This is a genomic window from Xanthomonas sp. NCPPB 1068, from assembly GCF_041479385.2.
Taxonomy (GTDB): domain Bacteria; phylum Pseudomonadota; class Gammaproteobacteria; order Xanthomonadales; family Xanthomonadaceae; genus Xanthomonas; species Xanthomonas cannabis.
Window position 1 is genome coordinate 4,029,479 of record NZ_CM192986.1, and the last position, 17,261, is coordinate 4,046,739.

Sequence of the window (17,261 nt, forward strand, 5' to 3'; positions counted from 1 at the left end):
ACGAAACGCCATGCGGGCGTGGCCGTGTACGGGCTGCGCAGCGTGGCGCAGCTCATCCACCACCGATGACGCGCGTGGATCGCAGTGGCGGCACCTGGCAGCTGGCCGAGGCGGCGATCAAGCGAAAGACCATCACCCAGGGCGACCAACGCCGCCAGCTCCGGCGATGGTCGTCGCTGCACGGCGTGGTGGGCGATGCCTGTTCCTGCGCTGGTCCCGCCGCGCAGACTACGTCAACGCCAGCAGTTCCCGCATGTCATCGACAATGGCTACCGCACCGGAGCCCTGCACGTCGAAGCCGCGCAGATAACCGTAGCGCACCATGGCCAGCGGCATGTTGGCGGCATTCGCCGCTGCCGCGTCAGTGCCCGAATCGCCGACCATCAAACATTGCTGCGGCGTGTACCGGAACTGCGTGGCCAGGTGCAGCAGCGGCGTCGGGTCGGGCTTGCGCTGCGGCAACGAATCGCCACCAAGCACGCTGCTGAAGGACGCGGCGATGCCCAGGTGCTCCAGCAGCGGTGCGATGAATCGCGATGGCTTGTTGGTGCATAGCGCCAGCGTCGCCCCGGCATCGCGCAGGCCGTGCAATGCCTGCGCTACACCCGGGTACAGCTGCGGGTCGTGCAGCAGGCATGCTTCGTAATGCCGCATCATCACCGGCATGACCGTGGCCGCATCGTCCGTGCTGCCGGCTTCGCGCAGTGCGGCAGCCAGTAGCACCTGCACCCCTTCGCCGATCCAGCCGCGGATGGTGGATTCGCTGAACTGCTCCAGCCCCAGCTCCTGCAAGGTGTCATTGAGGGCTTCGGCGATATTGGGCGCGCTGTCCACCAGGGTGCCGTCCAGATCGAAAATCACCAGCGGATACGCAAACATTCGGATGGCCTCGTGCGGGGAACGCGGCAGTGTATGCAGTGCGGGATTCAGGCCGCGTCACCGCGCGAGCGCAGCCGTTTTACCCGTCTACGCGCGCGGCAACACCGGCAGGCACGCGCTCACGGTGCCTGCGAGACCTCGCCGAACAACTGCCCCTGCACCGCGCCCTCTTCCACATCGCTGAAACCGCTGAGCCCGACACCGACCAGGCGGTAACGCGTATCGGCAGGCAGCTCCACGCGCCGGGTCAGCGCCAGCGCAATCTGCGCCAACGCCTCGAACGAGGCCGGTGGCTGCTCGGGCGTGTGGGAGCGCGTCAGGATACGAAAATTGGAGGTCTTCAATTTCAGCACCACCGTCCGGCCAATGCGTTCGGTGCGGCGCGTGGCCAGCCAGGTCTTTTCGGCCAGGCGCAGGATGTGCGGGTCCAGCGCATCAAGCGCAAGATCTTCGCTGAAGGTGTCTTCCGAAGAGACCGATTGCACTTCCTGGTCCGGCTCCACCGGGCGCTCATCGATGCCCCGCGCGCGGCGATACAGGCTCTGCCCGAAGCTGCCGAAATGCGCCTGCAATTCTTCCAGCGGGCGCAGGCGTAGATCGGCCACGGTGACGATGCCCAACGCCGCCAGCTTGCCGTCCATCACCTTGCCCACACCGGGAATGCGATTGACCTTGAGCGGCAGCAGGAAGGCGTCCACGCGGCTGGGCGCGATCACGAACTGGCCATCGGGCTTGCGCCAGTCCGAGGCGATCTTGGCCAGGAACTTGTTCGGCGCGATGCCGGCCGATGCGGTGAGCTGGGTTTCTTCACGGATCTGGGTGCGGATCAGCTGCGCGATTTCGGTGGCCAGCTGCAGGCCGGTCTTGGCCTGGGTGACATCCAGATAGGCTTCGTCCAGCGACAGCGGCTCCACAAGGTCGGTATGCCGATGGAAGATCTCGCGCACCTGCCGCGACACCGCCTTGTAGCGGGCAAAATCCGGCGGCACGAACACCGCATCCGGACACAGGCGCTCGGCGCGCAGGGCCGGCATTGCCGAGCGGATGCCGAAGGTGCGTGCTTCGTAGGAGGCCGCGCACACCACCGAGCGCGCACCGCGCCAGGCCACCACCACCGGCTTGCCGCGCAGGCTCGGGTCGTCACGTTGCTCCACGGATGCGTAGAACGCATCCATGTCCACGTGCACGATCTTGCGCATCAAGCGGGTTTCTCTGTTGCAGGTCTGCATCCATGATAAGCCAGCGCCGTCTCATGCCTTGAGCGGCGATCGCGCACGATGCAAGCGGCAAACGGGCGCGACCGGCCATCGAACACCAGCGATCACGCCTGGAAGGCACAGCTGCAGAGCCAACCATGCGGGCGCGCCAGCTCCCCAGAGACGGCATGCCGGCATGCCGCCGTTCCACATGCAATCCGGCCCTGATGAGCGGCGCAAGCGGCTGAAAACAGCACGCATGCGTACGGATAAAACGTTTGATTGAACCGCGCAGGCTCATGCACCCTTGCCGACCTTGCCTCTCGCTCCTTGCAGGACACGTTCGTCATGACTCGTCAAAGTGCGTACTCGCGCGACCAATTGCTGGCCAGCGCGCGTGGAGAATTGTTTGGGCCCGACAGCGGCAGGCTGCCGAACGATCCGATGCTGATGTTCGACCGCATCACCGAGATCAGCGACACCGGCGGTGCGCATGGCAAGGGCGTGATTCGCGCCGAACTGGATATCCGCCCGGACCTGTGGTTCTTCGGCTGCCACTTCATCGGTGACCCGGTGATGCCCGGTTGCCTGGGCCTGGATGCAATGTGGCAGCTCACCGGCTTTTTCCTCACCTGGATCGGTGCGCCCGGGCGTGGCCGCGCCCTGGGCTGCGGCGAGGTCAAGTTCACCGGACAGGTGCTGCCCAGCGCAACCCTGGTGAGCTACGAGATCGATGTCAGCCGCGTGATCAACCGCAAGCTGGTGATGGCGCAAACCGACGCACGCATGCTCGTGGACGGGCGTGAGATCTATACCGCCAAGGATCTGCGCGTGGGCATGTTCACTTCAACGGAGAGCTTCTGATGCGCCGTGTTGTCGTTACCGGAATGGGCATCAATTCGTGTCTGGGCAATGATCTGGACACCGTCTCCACTGCACTGCGCGAAAGCCGCTCCGGCATCACCGCGCTGCCCGATCACGCCGAAGCCGGCCTGCGCAGCCAGGTGGGCGGCGCGGTGGCGCTGGACCTGGAGGCATTGATCGACCGCAAGCTCAAGCGCTTCATGGGCGATGGCGCGGCCTATGCATACCTGGCCATGCGCGATGCGATCACCGATGCGGGCCTGAGCGCCGAGCAGGTCAGCGACCTGCGTACCGGCGTGATTGCCGGCTCCGGCAGCGGCTCCAGCCAGTGGCAGGTGGAAACCGCCGATCTGCTGCGGGCACGTGGCGTGCGCAAGGTAGGCCCGTACATGGTGCCGCGCACGATGAGTTCGGCCGTCTCTGCATCGCTGGCCACTGCGTTCAAGATCCGCGGCCTGAGCTATTCGCTGTCGGCCGCGTGTGCGACCTCGGCGCACTGCATCGGCGCGGCGGCGGATCTGATCCGGCACGGCGCACAGGACGTGATGTTCGCCGGCGCCGGCGAAGAACTGCACTGGACCATGAGCGTGATGTTCGATGCGATGGGTGCGCTGTCCACCGGCTTCAACGATCGTCCGGCGGTGGCATCGCGCCCGTACGACGCGCAGCGCGACGGCTTCGTCATCAGCAGCGGCGGCGGCATGCTGGTACTGGAAGACTACGACCACGCCATCGCGCGCGGCGCACGCATCCATGCCGAATTGCTGGGCTACGGCGTGACCTCCGATGGCGCGGACATGGTCGCCCCCAGCGGCGAAGGCGCGGTGCGCTGCATGCACATGGCCATGCAGGGGCTGGATCGCCCCATCGATTACCTCAACACGCATGGCACCTCGACACCGCTGGGCGATGTCACCGAACTGGGAGCGGTGCGCGAGGTGTTTGGCGACAACGTGCCGCCGCTGTCCTCGACCAAGGCACTGTCCGGCCATTCGCTGGGCTCGGCCAGCGTGCACGAGGCGATCTTCAGCCTGCTGATGTTGCGCGATGGGTTCATGGCCGGCTCGGCGCATATCGAAGAACTGGACCCGCGCGCGGAAGGTTTCCCGATCCTGCGGCAAACCCAGGACGCCAGCTTGAACACGGTGATGTCCAACAGCTTCGGCTTTGGCGGCACCAACGGCACGCTGGTGTTCGGCCGGGTGTAAGTACGCGGCGCTAGACGCCGCGCGGAATGGGGAATGGGGAATCGGTGTGCCGGGAGATCGCTCTTGCCACTCCCCGATCCCGATTCCCCACTCCCGGGTCAGCCGGCCATGCCGTTATGCCGCAGCAACGCGTCGATCCGGGGCGCACGGCCACGGAAGGCGCGGAAGTTGTCGGCCGCACTGCGGCTGCCGCCACGCGACAACACCTCGTGGCGGAATCGGGCGCCGGTCTCGGCTACCTGCTCGGGTGCTTCCTCGAACGCGGCATAGGCATCGGCGCTGAGCACTTCGGCCCATTTGTAGCTGTAGTAACCGGCCGCATAACCGCCGGCAAAAATGTGGCTGAACTGGTGCGGGAAGCGATTCCACGCCGGTGGCCGATTGACCGCCACTTCGTCGCGCATGCGCTCGATCAACTGCAGCACGCTGTCCTGCGCCGGGTCGAAGCTGCTGTGCAGCTGCATGTCGAACAAGGCGAATTCCAGCTGGCGCACGGTGAACATGCCGCTCTGGAAATTGCGCGCAGCCAGCAAGCGGTCGAACAGGTTGCGCGGCAGCGGCTCGCCGGTCTGCACATGCGCGGTCATCACCTGCACGCGCTCCCATTCCCAACAGAAGTTCTCCATGAACTGGCTCGGCAACTCCACCGCATCCCATTCCACGCCGTTGATGCCGGCCACGCCCAGCTCGCCGATGCGGGTCAGCAGCTGATGCAGGCCGTGGCCCATTTCATGGAACAGCGTGGTGACTTCGCCATGCCGGAAGGTGGCCGGTGCGTCGCCGCTGCCGCGGCCGAAGTTGCACACCAGGTACACCAATGGCGTCTGCACGCCGTTGGCCGTTTCGCGGCGATTGCGGCAGTCGTCCATCCACGCGCCACCGCGCTTGCCCTCGCGTGCATACAGATCCAGATAGAACTGGCCGACCAGCGCACCTTGCGCATCCTCCAGCCGGTAGAACCGCACATCCGGGTGCCACACCGGCGCGCTGTCCTGCGTGACGCGCAAGCCGTAAAGACTGTGGATCACATCGAACAGACCAGCCAGCACCTTCGGCTCGGTGAAGTACTGCTTCACTTCCTGCTCGGAAAAGCTGTAACGCGCCTGCTTGAGTTTTTCGCTGACGTAGGCCAGATCCCAGGCCTGCAGTTCGTCCAATCCCAATTCTTCGCGTGCGAAGGCTTCAAGCTCGGCGCGGTCGCGCTGCGCATAGGGCTTGGCGCGCACGGCCAGATCGCGCAGGAAGCCCATCACCTCGTCCGGGCTCTGCGCCATCTTGGTGGCCACCGAATAGTCGGCGTAACTGGCAAAGCCGAGCAGCTGCGCCAGTTCCGCACGCAGCGCAAGAATGCGGTCGATATTGGCGCTGTTGTCCAGCGCGGCATCGCCGAATTCGGAAGCGCGCTCGGCGTTGGCGCGATACAGCAGCGCGCGCAGTTCGCGGCTGTCGGCATCGCTCTGCACCGGCAGATAGCACGGCATCTGCAAGGTGAACTTCCAGCCCGCCACGCCGTCCTTTTCTGCGGCAGCACGCGCGGCGGCGATCACTTCGGCCGGCAGGCCGGAGAGCTGCGCTTCGTCCTCGGTCACGTGCGACCAGGCATCGGTGGCGTCGAGCACGTTTTGCGAAAACTTGGCCGCCAGTGCCGACAGTTCTTCCTGGATCTGCGCAAAACGCGCCTTGGCGTCATCATCGAGTTCGGCACCGCCCAGGCGGAAATCACGCAGCGCGTTGTCCAGCACCTTGCGACGTGCCTCATCGTAGGACGCCGCCTCCGGCGACTGCGCCAACGCCTTGTACTGCGCATACAGCGCCAGGTTCTGGCCCAGCGCACTGCCGAAGCGGCTCACCTTGGGCAGGTTGCTGTTGTAGGCCTCGCGCAACTCCGGGGTGTTCATCACCGCCTGCAGATGACCAACTTGCCCCCAGGCGCGCCACAGGCGCTCGGTGGCATCGTCCAGCGGGGTCACGAAGCTGTCCCAGCTCACCGGGCTGACCTGTTCGGCCGCTTTCACTGCCGCTTCGGCATCGGCGAGCAAGTGGTCGATCGCCGGGCCCACGTGTTCGGGGCGGATCGCATCGAAGGACGGCAGTCCGGACAGGTCGAGCAGCGGGTTGGTCATGGGGCGCTCCGGCGGGGACTGGATCAGGAATGACGAAGTTGTCTGGGGACACGTACCGATACGTTGCGTGTCACTGCGTGGTGGATATGGCGGTCATTCCAGCGCGGCACAAGGCAAGGCCGGCAGATCGCCGCCGTTCACGGCCAGCGCAATGGCTGCATCGCTGCCGCTGACATCGAGCTCGCGCGCCACGTACCAGGCCGGGTCGTAATAGCTGTGCGCGTAGCGCTCGCCGGCATCGCACAGGATGGTGACGATGGAGCCCTGCCGGCCCTCCTCGCGCATCCGCTGCGCCGCCTGCAGGACGCCGACGAAGTTGGTGCCGGTGGAGCCGCCGACGCGCCGGCCCAGGGTGGCGCTGACATGGCGCATGGCCGCCAGGCTCAGCGCATCGGGCACCTTGATCATCACGTCCACGCAGCTGGCGATGAAGCTCGATTCCACCCGCGGCCGGCCGATGCCTTCGATGCGCGAGCCTCCGGTGATGGCCAGCTCCTTGGGGCATTGCCCGTCCACCGCGCGGCAGTAGCCGTCGAAGAACACCGACACTTCCGGGTCTGCGCACAGGATGCGGGTGGCATGCCGGCGGTAGCGCACATAGCGCCCCAACGTGGCGCTGGTGCCGCCGGTGCCGGGGCTGCAGACGATCCAGTCCGGAATCGGGTGCGGCTCCTCGGACAGCTGCTTGAAGATCGATTCGGCGATGTTGTTGTTGGCGCGCCAGTCGGTGGCGCGCTCGGCATAGGTGAACTGGTCCATGAAGTGCCCGCCGGTCTCGCGCGCAAGCGCATGCGAGGCGCTGTCCAGGTCGCAGGCGCGCTCCACCAGATGGCAGCGGCCGCCCTGGAATTCAATCGCGGCGATCTTCTCCGGCGAGGTCGACGCCGGCATCACCGCGATGAAGGGCACGCCCAGCAGGCGCGCGAAATACGCTTCGGAAATGGCGGTGGAGCCGCTGGAGGCCTCGATCACCGGGCGCCCGGCACGCAGCCAGCCGTTGGTGAGCGCGTACAGGAACAGCGAGCGCGCCAGCCGGTGCTTGAGGCTGCCGGTGGGGTGGCTGGACTCGTCCTTGAAGTACAGGTCGATGCCCGGATAACCCGGCAGGTCCATCGGGATCAGATGGGTGTCGGCCGAACGATTGAAATCGGCCTCGATCTTCTGGATGGCGGCGGCCACCCACTGGCGCTGCGACATGGGCAGGGACGTGATGCAAAGGAAGAACGCAATTCTAACGCCGCCAGGTGCACTGCCGGGGCGGGCGGTCATCCGGCGGACAGTTGCCAGGCCGGTGGTATGCTCGTGGCCCCTGTCCGCCGCCTCCACTGCCCGTGCCGCGTTGCCTGCTCCGCCTGCTGCTGTGCCTGTGCCTGGTCGCCAATACGGCCACCGGCGCGTGGGCGTCGGTAGGCATGGCGATGCCGGACACGGTCATGCCGCAGGCCGCGGCGCATGCGATGGCGGCGCACCCGTCGACCGCACAGGCCATGCCATGCCACGACGCCATGGCGGCGCCGCACAACGCTGCGCCCGACGCACTGGCCGCGCAGGTCAAGGGCGACCAACCGCATGCGGCCGACTGCTGCAAGCTGGGCAGTTGCGACTGCCTGCAGCATTGCAGCCTGGCCCTGCTGACGCTGCCTGCGGTGCCGACAGCGATGCCGGGCCATTTTGCCGTGCCTGCCGCCCTGGACGAAGGCCGCAGCAGCCCGGCGCACGAGCAACCGGTGCGACCTCCCATCGGCTAAGCGGCCGACGGACCCTGTGCCCGCCAGCAGGCGGGCATGCTCGTCACCCGATGTCGTCAGGTCGTGCATGCGCGCTGCGCGTGCAATCGCGCCCTCGCCGCAGCCTGATGCCGGCTCCGCATCGTCTGTCAGCCACGTCTTATGCCCTTCGCCCTGCGTGCCTGCATGCGGGAGTTCCCAGCGATGCGCTGCGTCCGCCAGTTGGCGCAGACGCACCGGAGGTATCATGTCTTCAGATTCCCATGTGTTCGATCCACCCTCCGCGCCAGGCCTGAGCCGGCGCCGCTTCGTGCAGGGCCTGGCCCTGGGCGGGGTTGCCGCCACCGCCGGGCTGTGGCGCAACAATGCACACGCAGCCGGCGCCATGGCTGCGCCCGTCCTGCGCGGCAACAGCCAGTCGCTGCAGATCGGCCGCCTGCCGGTCAACATCACCGGGCGCACCCGCCCGGCGATCACCGTCAACCAGAGCCTGCCCGCACCCACGCTGCGCTGGCGCGAGGGCGACACGGTGAGCGTGCGCGTGCGCAACGCGCTGCCCGACCAGCCCACCTCGGTGCATTGGCATGGGTTGTTGCTGCCGGCCAACATGGATGGCGTGCCGGGCATGAGCTTCGATGGCATCGCGCCGGGGCAGGAATATCACTACCGCTTCGCGCTGCGCCAATCCGGCACCTACTGGTACCACAGCCATTCGATGTTCCAGGAGCAGGCGGGTTTATACGGCGCCATCGTCATCGACCCGCTGACGCCAGCGCCGTATCGCTACGATCGCGAGCATGTGGTGCTGTTGTCGGACTGGACCGACCTGGACCCGGCCGCGCTGTTCCGCCGGCTCAAGCAGATGCCCAGCCACGACAACTACGCGCAGCGCACGGTGGGCGATTTCCTGCGCGATGCGCGCGAAGACGGTGTGCGGGCAACGCTGGCAGACCGCGGCATGTGGGGGCGCATGCGCATGACCCCCACCGATCTGTCCGACGTCAACGCCAACACCTACACCTACCTGCTCAACGGCGTGCCACCGGCCAGCAACTGGACCGGGCTGTTCACCCCCGGCGAAAAGGTGCTGCTGCGTTTCATCAATGGCTCGTCGATGACCTACTTCGACCTCCGCATCCCCGGGCTGCGCATGACGGTGGTGGCCGCCGATGGCCAGTACGTCCATCCGGTCAGCGTGGACGAACTGCGCATTGCCGCAGCCGAAACCTTCGACGTCATCGTCGAACCGATCGGGCAGGATGCATTTACGTTGTTTGCGCAGGACATGGGGCGTACCGGTTTCGCCTGCGGCACCTTGGCGGTACGGCACGGCCTGCAGGCGCCGATTCCTGCACTGGACCCGCGTACGATTTTGACCATGCAGGACATGGGGCATGGCGATGGGATGCATCACGCACTGCCCGCAATGCATGGCGCACCCGGGATGCAGGCCGCACATGCGATGCACGACATGCACTCGCATGACGATGCAAAGGCACACGACAAGACCCCTCACCACCCCGCCAGCGAGGCCGGCAACCCACTGATCGACATGCGCAGCAACGCCACCGCACCGCGGCTGGACGACCCCGGCGTGGGCCTGCGCGGCAACGGCCGCCGCGTGCTGCGCTATGGCGACCTACACAGCCTGTTCGACGACCCGGATGGGCGCGATCCCGGGCGCGAGATCGAGCTGCATCTGACCGGGCATATGGAAAAATTCGCCTGGTCCTTCGATGGCATCGCCTTCGCTTCTGCAGAGCCGTTGCGACTGCAGTACGGCGAGCGGCTGCGCATCGTGCTGGTCAACGACACCATGATGCAGCACCCCATCCATCTGCACGGCATGTGGAGCGATCTGGAAGATGCCGACGGCAACTTCCAGGTGCGCAAGCACACCATCGACATGCCGCCGGGCACCCGCCGCAGCTACCGCGTGCGCGCCGATGCGCTGGGCCGCTGGGCGTATCACTGCCATCTGCTGTATCACATGGAAGCGGGCATGATGCGCGAAGTGCGGGTGGAGGCATGAGCGCGCTTCGGCTCACCGCGCTGGTAGCGGGCAGCGTCTTGTTCAGTGCGCCGCTGGCGGCGCAGGAGCACGTGCATGCTGCGGTGGACATGGCAGCGCACGACCATCATGCCCATTCGATGCAGGCAGCAGACCAGCCCGGCGAAGCCGGCACGCAGGCGCCAGCCTCTCCGGAAGCGCCGTCGTCTGCGCGCGATGCGGCGCCCGCGATGGACATGACGCATGCGCATGCGCAGCACGCCAGCGATGACGCCGCTTCGATGGAGCCGGATGCTGCCACGCACGCTCCGGCACGACACCCGGCGCATGCCCACGGCACAGCGCACCCGCAGCATGCAGACATCCCGCAAACACCGCAGCAAGCCGCATCGCCTTCGTCGCCAGAGCAACGCCAGATGTCGAACGAGGGCATGGACCATGGCGCGATGAATCATGGGCCGACGCATCATGCCGCGATGGAGCACGCTGCAGTCGACCACGCGGCGATGGATCATACGGCGATGGATCACGCAACGATGGGTCATGCAACAGCCACGAGCACGCCCGCGCCCACATCTGCCCCGCGTGGCAACACCGCACTGCCACGCGAGCCAATTCCCAAGCCCACCACCGAGGACATCGCGGCAGCCTTTGCCTCGTTGCGTAGCCATGCGATGCACGGAACCGGCATCAACCGGTATGTGCTGCTCGATCGCCTGGAAGCCTTCGACACCGATCGTGGCAGCGGGCAAGCGTGGGAAGCACGGGCGTGGGTCGGCGGCGACATCAACCGGCTCTGGCTCCGCAGTGAAGGCGAGCGACACCGCGGCCGCACCCGGGATGCATCGGTCGAAGCGTTCTACGGTCATGCCATCTCACCGTGGTGGGATCTGCTGGCAGGCGTGCGTCAGGACCTGGGTGCAGACCATCGCAGCTGGGCCGCGTTCGGGGTGCAGGGAGTGGCGCCGTACAAGTTCGAAACCGAAGCCACGCTGTTTGTCGGCAGTGGTCGCGCCGCCATGCGGCTGGAAGGTGAGTACGACGTGCTGCTCACCAACCGCCTGATCCTGCAACCACGTGCAGAGGCGACCATCGCAGTGACCGATGACGATCGACGCGGTATCGACAGCGGGCTGCAACAGGTCGAAGTAGGCGTGCGGCTGCGTTACGAAATCACCCGGCGGTTTGCGCCTTACATCGGCTGGGTGCATCACCGCAGCTTCGGTGACCGGGCCAACGCCACGATGGACGAGGAGCCTGCACGCGACAGTCGCTTCGTCGCCGGCGTGCGCATCTGGTTCTGAGCCAGTGGCAAGGGGGCCCAGACTGCTTATCTGGCCCCTGCCGCTGACGGGCGCGCGGACGGTGGCAGCGCGCTGCCATGACACGCACACAACCCCGCCCCCGCTAAAATCGCCGCCCGGCGCTCACCCTGCGCACTCAACTTTCAACAGGAGATCACCATGCCTTTGACCGATCTGCAGCATGTTCCCGGTGCCAGTGCGGCGCCGGCACAGACCCACGGCTTCGTGTTCAACCACACCATGCTGCGCATCAAGGACGCGCCGCGCTCGCTGGACTTCTACACGCGCGTGCTCGGCTTCCGCCTGCTGGATGCACGTCACTATGCAGAAGCAAAATTCAGCCTGTACTTTCTCGCGTTGTTGCCGCAAGACACTGCCATTCCCGATGACGACGCACAGCGTCGCCTGTGGATGGCCGGCATCCCCGGCGTGCTCGAACTGACCCACAACCACGGCACCGAAACCGAAGACGGTCCCGTGTATCACGACGGCAACAGCGACCCGCGCGGCTTCGGCCACATCTGCATCTCGGTGCCGGACATCCACGCCGCCTGCGCGCGCTTCGACAGCCTCGAGGTGCCGTATCAAAAACGCCTGGAAGACGGCCGCATGAAGCACCTGGCCTTCATCAAGGACCCGGACGGATACTGGGTAGAGATCATTTCCAATACGCCGCTGGCCTAAGAGCGGCACGCTCGGCAACCCTGACGTTTCAGCGGATGGGAGTAGACATGAAAACTCCTCCCATGCCGCCGCAAGGTCCCACGCCACGGCGGAAAGCCGGCACCACCAGGCGCGGCGCGACGACTGGACACAACGGCGGGCTGGAGTAGACTTTCGCCGCCCTCCGCAATGGATGCATCCCAATGCTCGTCAGGAAGATTCCACTGATCCTTGCGCTAGCAACCATCGCCGCGTGCAAGCCGGCGACACCGGATACCACACCTCCAAAGACAGCCGCCACCGCGGCCAGCGGCGCCACCATATCTTCAGACAAGGACGCTTCTCCCATGCAGGACGCAACCCAGGGTTCCACTCAACAGCTCCAGCCGCCCCGCCCGGACAGCGTGCTGTACTTCATCAGTGATGTAGATGGCGATGGCGCACTTTCTTACGAAATCGCCAATGGCAGCTGGATCCATTTCTGGTACGGCCTCCAGTTCGAACTTGATGGTACGCAGTACTACACCGGCTTTGCCTGGAAAACCCCCCAGCTGTTCGGGGCGGAGCGCGAAAATCACTACCCCGCGCCCGACACCAAGGTAACCTTGGCCCACGCGACCTTCGTGACCAGCGAACCGGGCAGCAAATCGCCGTGGAAGTTTCTCGGCGCTGAGCCCTACATCGGGGAGTTCGGCGGGATGGAAAAGGGCAACACGGTCGATACGACGCGCAAAGCAAAGACCAGCGTCACCGACGACGGTCGACTGGTGCTAGCCGTGCCAACGTGGAGCCTGCAGTCGGGCGTACGGATCCTTTCGTACGACGCACTTGTGTACGACCCGAAGGAAACCAAGGATGTCGATGACAGGCATTGGACCTACATCGGCAATCTCCCGGCCGGTGAAGACAATAGTGCAAATTGCGGCGAGGACGCGCCTGGGAAGATCCAGTGCATCAAGAACACCAGCATGCTTGAGTTCGTTCCACAGGGCGGCCTGCCCGCATTACGGGTAACGGTTTCGGCTGACCCGAAGACGAGCGGGGCTGACGAAACGGTTGTCTACCGTTACGATGCGACACAGAAATCGTATTTGCCGACCCCTTAATACAGAACCAAAGGAATTGGTTCGGGCGGCGTACCGCTGCAGCTACTGGGCTGCAGCACTCAATCAAGGACCTTGAGCGATGCCAACAAATTATTCACGGGCCCAAGTGCTCGATATCATTGAACGCGAAGCTGCCGAACGAAATATTCCGCGTGACGACTTCCTGCGGTTTGCGCACGTAGAGACTGGCGGCAACTTCGACGAGTTGGCCAACCGCGGGGCAAGTGGTGCGAAGGGGCTGTTCCAATTCACCCCCCGAACCGCTGGCGAATACGGCATCGCTGGACGCGAACTGGATGCAGTGGTCAATACCGACGCAGCCGCACGGCTGTATCTGAATAACCGAACGAGCCTGGTTGACCGGCACGAACGCGATGGCCGCCCTTATCTTTCGGGCAAACCGGCGCCTGACGGCCTAGACATGTATATGGCCCACCAGCAGGGCGTTAGCGGTTACCGCTCTCTTCAGACCGCGATTGCCACCGGATCTTTCGGACTCGATAGTACACGCGCCAACATCCTCAACAATGTTGGCGAGAAAGAAATGAAGGCGCTGACCGGCGTGGATGCTGCGACGTTTCAGCGCATGTCCGACAAAGACATGGCGCAAACGTTTGTCCAGTATTGGGATACGAAGATGGACCGTATCCGCATTCCCGAAAAAGGCATTGTTCCTGTTTCGGAGAGTCAGCAGGTGCAATCGCCGACGCAGTCGGCATCGCCGCAGCAGCAAGCGCCTGCCGCACACGGCGTCGCGCTGAGCGCAGCGTACGATCTGAGTATTAAGTATGACCACGTCAAGTACGGCATGGGCTCGAAGGACCCAGACAAAGGAAAGGTCGACTGTTCCGGCTGGGTCGTAAAATTGCAGAACGCCACCATGGATGAGATCAATCAGGGCGCCGGGAAATTAGTATTCAGTGATAAGCAAAAATTTGTTTCAGGCTATGACAGTGCCTCTGAATTACTGCGCAAGTCCGAGCAGCGTTCCGGGCCTCTGATCGAAGGCAAGGACGTCACCGCCGACAAGCTCAAGGAGGGCATGATCATCGGCGAGGACAATGGTTCCTTGGGATGGGACAAAGGGCGTTACAAGGGCATCGACCACATCACCATGGTGGTGCGCGACCCCAAGGATGGCGAGCTCAAGATCAGCCAGTCGCGTGGTGGCGAGGGTGTCGAACTCAGCTCGCTGGATTCCTACCTTGAGCGCAAGCACGCCAAGGGCGTCAAGCTCTATGCCAGCGACCCGCTCTCCGAGGCGCGCGAGTTGCTGCAGGACCGCAGCCAGACCAAGCAGCAGTCGCACGACAGCAACGCGCACAAGCCCGCGCATGCACAAGCTGCGGCCGAAACATCCGGCGTGCTGCGCGAGAAGGCGCACGGTGCCGATGTTCAAAAATTGCAGCAAACCTTGCAACAGCTGGGCTACAAGGACGCCAACGGCAATGAACTCAAAGCCGACAGCGCCTATGGCCAGCGGACGGGCGAGGCAGTCAAGGCATTCCAGCGTGCACACGGGCTACAGGACGATGGCGTGGTTGGCCGCGATACGCTCAATGCGCTGAAGCAGGCAGAAAAAACACCGCTGCTCTCGGAGAAAACCAACCCCGACCACCCGCTATTCAACCAGGCTGTCAGCAAGCTGGAACAACTGGGTCCGAATGCATTCGCCAACCGGCAGCAGTTGGTGAACGCTGCCGGCCACATGACCTTCGAAGCAAAAGTCAGTGGCCTACAGCGAATCGACATGGTGGCGCAAAGCAAGGACGGCAGCGGGCTGTTTGCCGTACAGGGCCAGCCGAGCGACCCAGCGCATCAGCGGATCTACACCGACAAGGCAACCGCTGCGGAACGTCCCCTGGAGCAAAGCAGCAATGCCGTGCGGCAGGAAGCACAATCGCAGACGCAGGCACAAGATCAGCACGAGCAGCAACGCAACCAGGCGCGCAGCGTAGGCTGATCGCTCTGCAATGGAAAGACACAAGGGGCACTGATCAATGGATCAGTGCCCCTTGTGGTTTAGCGATATGTTTAGCGTGATTCTTGTCAGAGCACATCGGGTGCCCGATGTCCGGCATCGACAGATCCGGCCGTTCAATTGGACGTCGCAACAGCCTCTCTATCGGGGAACCACTGTGGCAACCGCTCGGCGAATTTCGCTGCGCATTCGTCGCTGTAGGCTTGTGCGGCCTCTTTGACCAAGGCGTAATCGTTGGCTTCCCACTGCTCCAGAGAAGCAGTCCGCGGTGTCGGCGTACAGTCCATGCTGACCGGGCTCGCCTTGCGCTTGAGAAGGCCGGTGCGCTCTCCGCCGATCGTCACTGCATAGCGCAATTCGTAGGGCGATTTGGTATCGGCCAGACTCTGATACACCAGCAGCCAGTCGGACATCAGCACCTGCAATGGAAACGGATCCACCGGCAGCGCAGTCGGATGCCCGGTGAAATAGGTCTTCAAGTGCGCGTTGACCGCATCGCGCTGCAATTGATAACCCGGATTGCCTACACCTTCCATCTTCTCGCCTTTCAACTGTCCCTTGTTGAAGGCCGAGACCACGCCCCCACGCGCAAACAAGCTGGTGGCGATCTGCAATCCCACCACCGCCCCGGTATGCCCGCGACGAACCACGCGCAACATTTCATCGCCATTGGGCAGCCCGTTGGAGCCTACGCGCATGCTGGCATGCAACGGCAGCTGCAAGGCCCAGTCAGCCGATGCTGCAATGACGACATCTGCATCGGCTTGCGTTTGTGACGATGGCTGCCCTTCGGCTGCCGCAACCACAATCGTCCCCGCTTCAGCCGCCGCCGCATAGGCAGTTGCCGCAGAGAAATCACCGCCTGCAAACGCAGGCCCCACTGCCGTGGCTTCGGTCACGCGCGCAGGCGTACAAAACGTCCCAGCTGCACGCATCTGCGCTTCATGAAAGCCGATACCGCTGATCTGGTGCACATCGGCATCCTTGCCGTACCGCTCCACCAACTTGCCGATCACTGCATCAGATGGCGTTTGCTGTGCGCAGACCTTGGCGGCGGCGATACGCGACCAGGCAAATTGCAGCGCAGGGTCCCAACCCATCGCATCTTCGCCCACGAACCCGTGGTCGTAGTGATACGCATAGATGGCAGGGTCGATTTCCTGCAGCGTCATTCCACCCTGACCGGCATAGCCCAGCGGCAGGTCTTGCGCAACGGCAAGCCCAGGCAGTGCCAACAGCACCGCCGCGATACACGTCTTCATGGATCCCTGTCCTTATGGATGACTGCGACGCGCTGCATGTCCCCCATGCAGCGCGACCAATGCACCAACGCTTGCACGCGATGGCTTCCAACACTGCAGGGTTCGGATCGACAGGTAATGGCACAACGCACCCGCAGATCGTCCTGCAGGGATAGTGTGCCCGCACGAGGCAGCCATCGCAGTCGGGGCGGTCCCGACGCCGATGTGGGGACCGCCCCTGCGCGCGTTCACTGGTTACGCATGCAAGATCCCGCCAGCGCTCGGTTGCCAATCGTGTGGCGTGCGCAATGCAGCGAGTGTGCGCACCAGCTCGCGATAGCTGCCGGCCAGTTGTGCGAACAGTCCTGCATCGCTGTAGCGGGTGTCGGCTACTTCAGAATATGCGCCGCGCCCCAGGTCGATGAAGTAGTCCACACTCAACCGACGGCGCTGCGCCACGCCTGGGAACAGGCCTGCAATCAGCAGACATCCGTCGCCCACATCGCGTAATGCATCGGCCCGTACGCTGCCGACCTGATCCTGCGCATGCAACCATGCCAGTGCCTGCGTGCGCGACAGCAGATGCGCATCGCGCTGGAAACGCAACAAAACAAACACCAGATAATGCTCACGCGACTCGTCCAGCGGACGTGCGATCCGCTGCCCCGCCTCGCGCACCAACGCCTGCCACAATTCCGCTGGCGCCCCCTGTTTGAAAGACTCGTGCATACGTCCTCCTGCGTGGTGTGACCCTCGCAAGAAGCTTATGCATAACCTGGGCCAAAGCGTTGGCAGCCTCGGAGCGCGGCTGCTAAGCGGCGTTACACGCAGCCGCCTTGATGGCGGCCTGCCGCCTGGCTGCCCGGGGACGACGATCGCCGCTATCTCTTGCGTAGCAGCAGTGAGGCATCCACGCGGCCTGGCTGCGCACCGCCGTTGCACCATGGCTGCCAGCTCA

The 17,261-nt window shown here is 64.5% G+C and carries 14 protein-coding genes; 8 read left to right on the forward strand and 6 right to left on the reverse strand.

The features are described 5' to 3' along the window. Positions 1–228: 228 nt before the first annotated feature. Together gph and dinB are read right to left on the reverse strand one after the other, a co-directional pair. The gene (gph, locus tag ACCQ12_RS16995) at positions 229–879 is read right to left on the reverse strand and encodes a phosphoglycolate phosphatase (protein ID WP_184438263.1); all 651 of its coding nucleotides are present in this window, start codon (positions 877–879) and stop codon (positions 229–231) included. A 119-nt stretch (positions 880–998) separates the two neighbouring features. Further along, positions 999–2,078 (reverse strand): DNA polymerase IV, encoded by a 1,080-nt coding sequence (gene dinB, locus ACCQ12_RS17000; protein WP_184438259.1) that lies wholly within the window; start codon positions 2,076–2,078, stop codon positions 999–1,001. Positions 2,079–2,423: 345 nt separating this feature from the next. On the opposite strand from dinB, the gene fabA reads away from it, so the two are divergent. Then, a complete protein-coding gene (gene fabA / locus ACCQ12_RS17005) occupies positions 2,424–2,939 on the forward strand; it encodes a 3-hydroxyacyl-[acyl-carrier-protein] dehydratase FabA (protein ID WP_039403728.1) in 516 nt (171 codons plus the stop codon). Continuing rightward, positions 2,939–4,147, forward strand: a complete 1,209-nt coding sequence (gene fabB / locus ACCQ12_RS17010; protein ID WP_372382312.1) for a beta-ketoacyl-ACP synthase I — start codon at positions 2,939–2,941, stop codon at positions 4,145–4,147. Before fabA ends, fabB begins: the two co-directional genes overlap by 1 nt. 98 nt (positions 4,148–4,245) lie before the next feature. On the opposite strand, the gene ACCQ12_RS17015 is transcribed toward fabB, so the two are convergent. Together ACCQ12_RS17015 and ACCQ12_RS17020 are read right to left on the reverse strand one after the other, a co-directional pair. Beyond that, on the reverse strand, positions 4,246–6,270 hold the full coding sequence (locus ACCQ12_RS17015; protein WP_372382313.1) for a M3 family metallopeptidase: 2,025 nt from the start codon (positions 6,268–6,270) through the stop codon (positions 4,246–4,248). 93 nt (positions 6,271–6,363) lie between these two features. Then, a complete protein-coding gene (locus ACCQ12_RS17020; RefSeq protein WP_372382314.1) occupies positions 6,364–7,467 on the reverse strand; it encodes a PLP-dependent cysteine synthase family protein in 1,104 nt (367 codons plus the stop codon). 134 nt (positions 7,468–7,601) lie between these two features. Between ACCQ12_RS17020 and ACCQ12_RS17025 the strand changes: the two genes are divergently transcribed. From ACCQ12_RS17025 to ACCQ12_RS17050, 6 genes are all read left to right on the forward strand, one after another. Beyond that, complete coding sequence (locus tag ACCQ12_RS17025; RefSeq protein ID WP_372382315.1) at positions 7,602–8,018, forward strand: CopL family metal-binding regulatory protein; 417 nt, start codon at positions 7,602–7,604, stop codon at positions 8,016–8,018. A 226-nt stretch (positions 8,019–8,244) separates the two neighbouring features. Continuing rightward, positions 8,245–10,029 carry a copper resistance system multicopper oxidase gene (locus ACCQ12_RS17030; protein ID WP_372382316.1) on the forward strand — a complete coding sequence of 595 codons (1,785 nt, stop codon included), beginning with the start codon at positions 8,245–8,247 and terminating at the stop codon, positions 10,027–10,029. Positions 10,030–10,238: 209 nt separating this feature from the next. Next, positions 10,239–11,312, forward strand: a complete 1,074-nt coding sequence (locus ACCQ12_RS17035; RefSeq protein WP_506191679.1) for a copper resistance protein B — start codon at positions 10,239–10,241, stop codon at positions 11,310–11,312. A 159-nt stretch (positions 11,313–11,471) separates the two neighbouring features. After that, complete coding sequence (gene gloA / locus ACCQ12_RS17040; RefSeq protein WP_166752254.1) at positions 11,472–11,996, forward strand: lactoylglutathione lyase; 525 nt, start codon at positions 11,472–11,474, stop codon at positions 11,994–11,996. A gap of 326 nt (positions 11,997–12,322) precedes the next feature. Continuing rightward, positions 12,323–13,081, forward strand: coding sequence for a hypothetical protein (locus ACCQ12_RS17045; RefSeq protein ID WP_372383651.1), 759 nt, complete (start codon positions 12,323–12,325; stop codon positions 13,079–13,081). 106 nt (positions 13,082–13,187) lie between these two features. Next, a complete protein-coding gene (locus ACCQ12_RS17050; protein WP_372382318.1) occupies positions 13,188–15,044 on the forward strand; it encodes an XVIPCD domain-containing protein in 1,857 nt (618 codons plus the stop codon). Between the two features lie 134 nt (positions 15,045–15,178). Here ACCQ12_RS17050 and ACCQ12_RS17055 read toward each other — a convergent pair whose 3' ends face one another. Beyond that, positions 15,179–16,324 carry a hypothetical protein gene (locus tag ACCQ12_RS17055; RefSeq protein ID WP_372382319.1) on the reverse strand — a complete coding sequence of 382 codons (1,146 nt, stop codon included), beginning with the start codon at positions 16,322–16,324 and terminating at the stop codon, positions 15,179–15,181. A gap of 234 nt (positions 16,325–16,558) precedes the next feature. Further along, positions 16,559–17,032: a hypothetical protein gene (locus ACCQ12_RS17060; RefSeq protein WP_039564281.1), complete on the reverse strand. Its 474-nt coding sequence runs from the start codon at positions 17,030–17,032 to the stop codon at positions 16,559–16,561. Positions 17,033–17,261 lie beyond the last annotated feature (229 nt).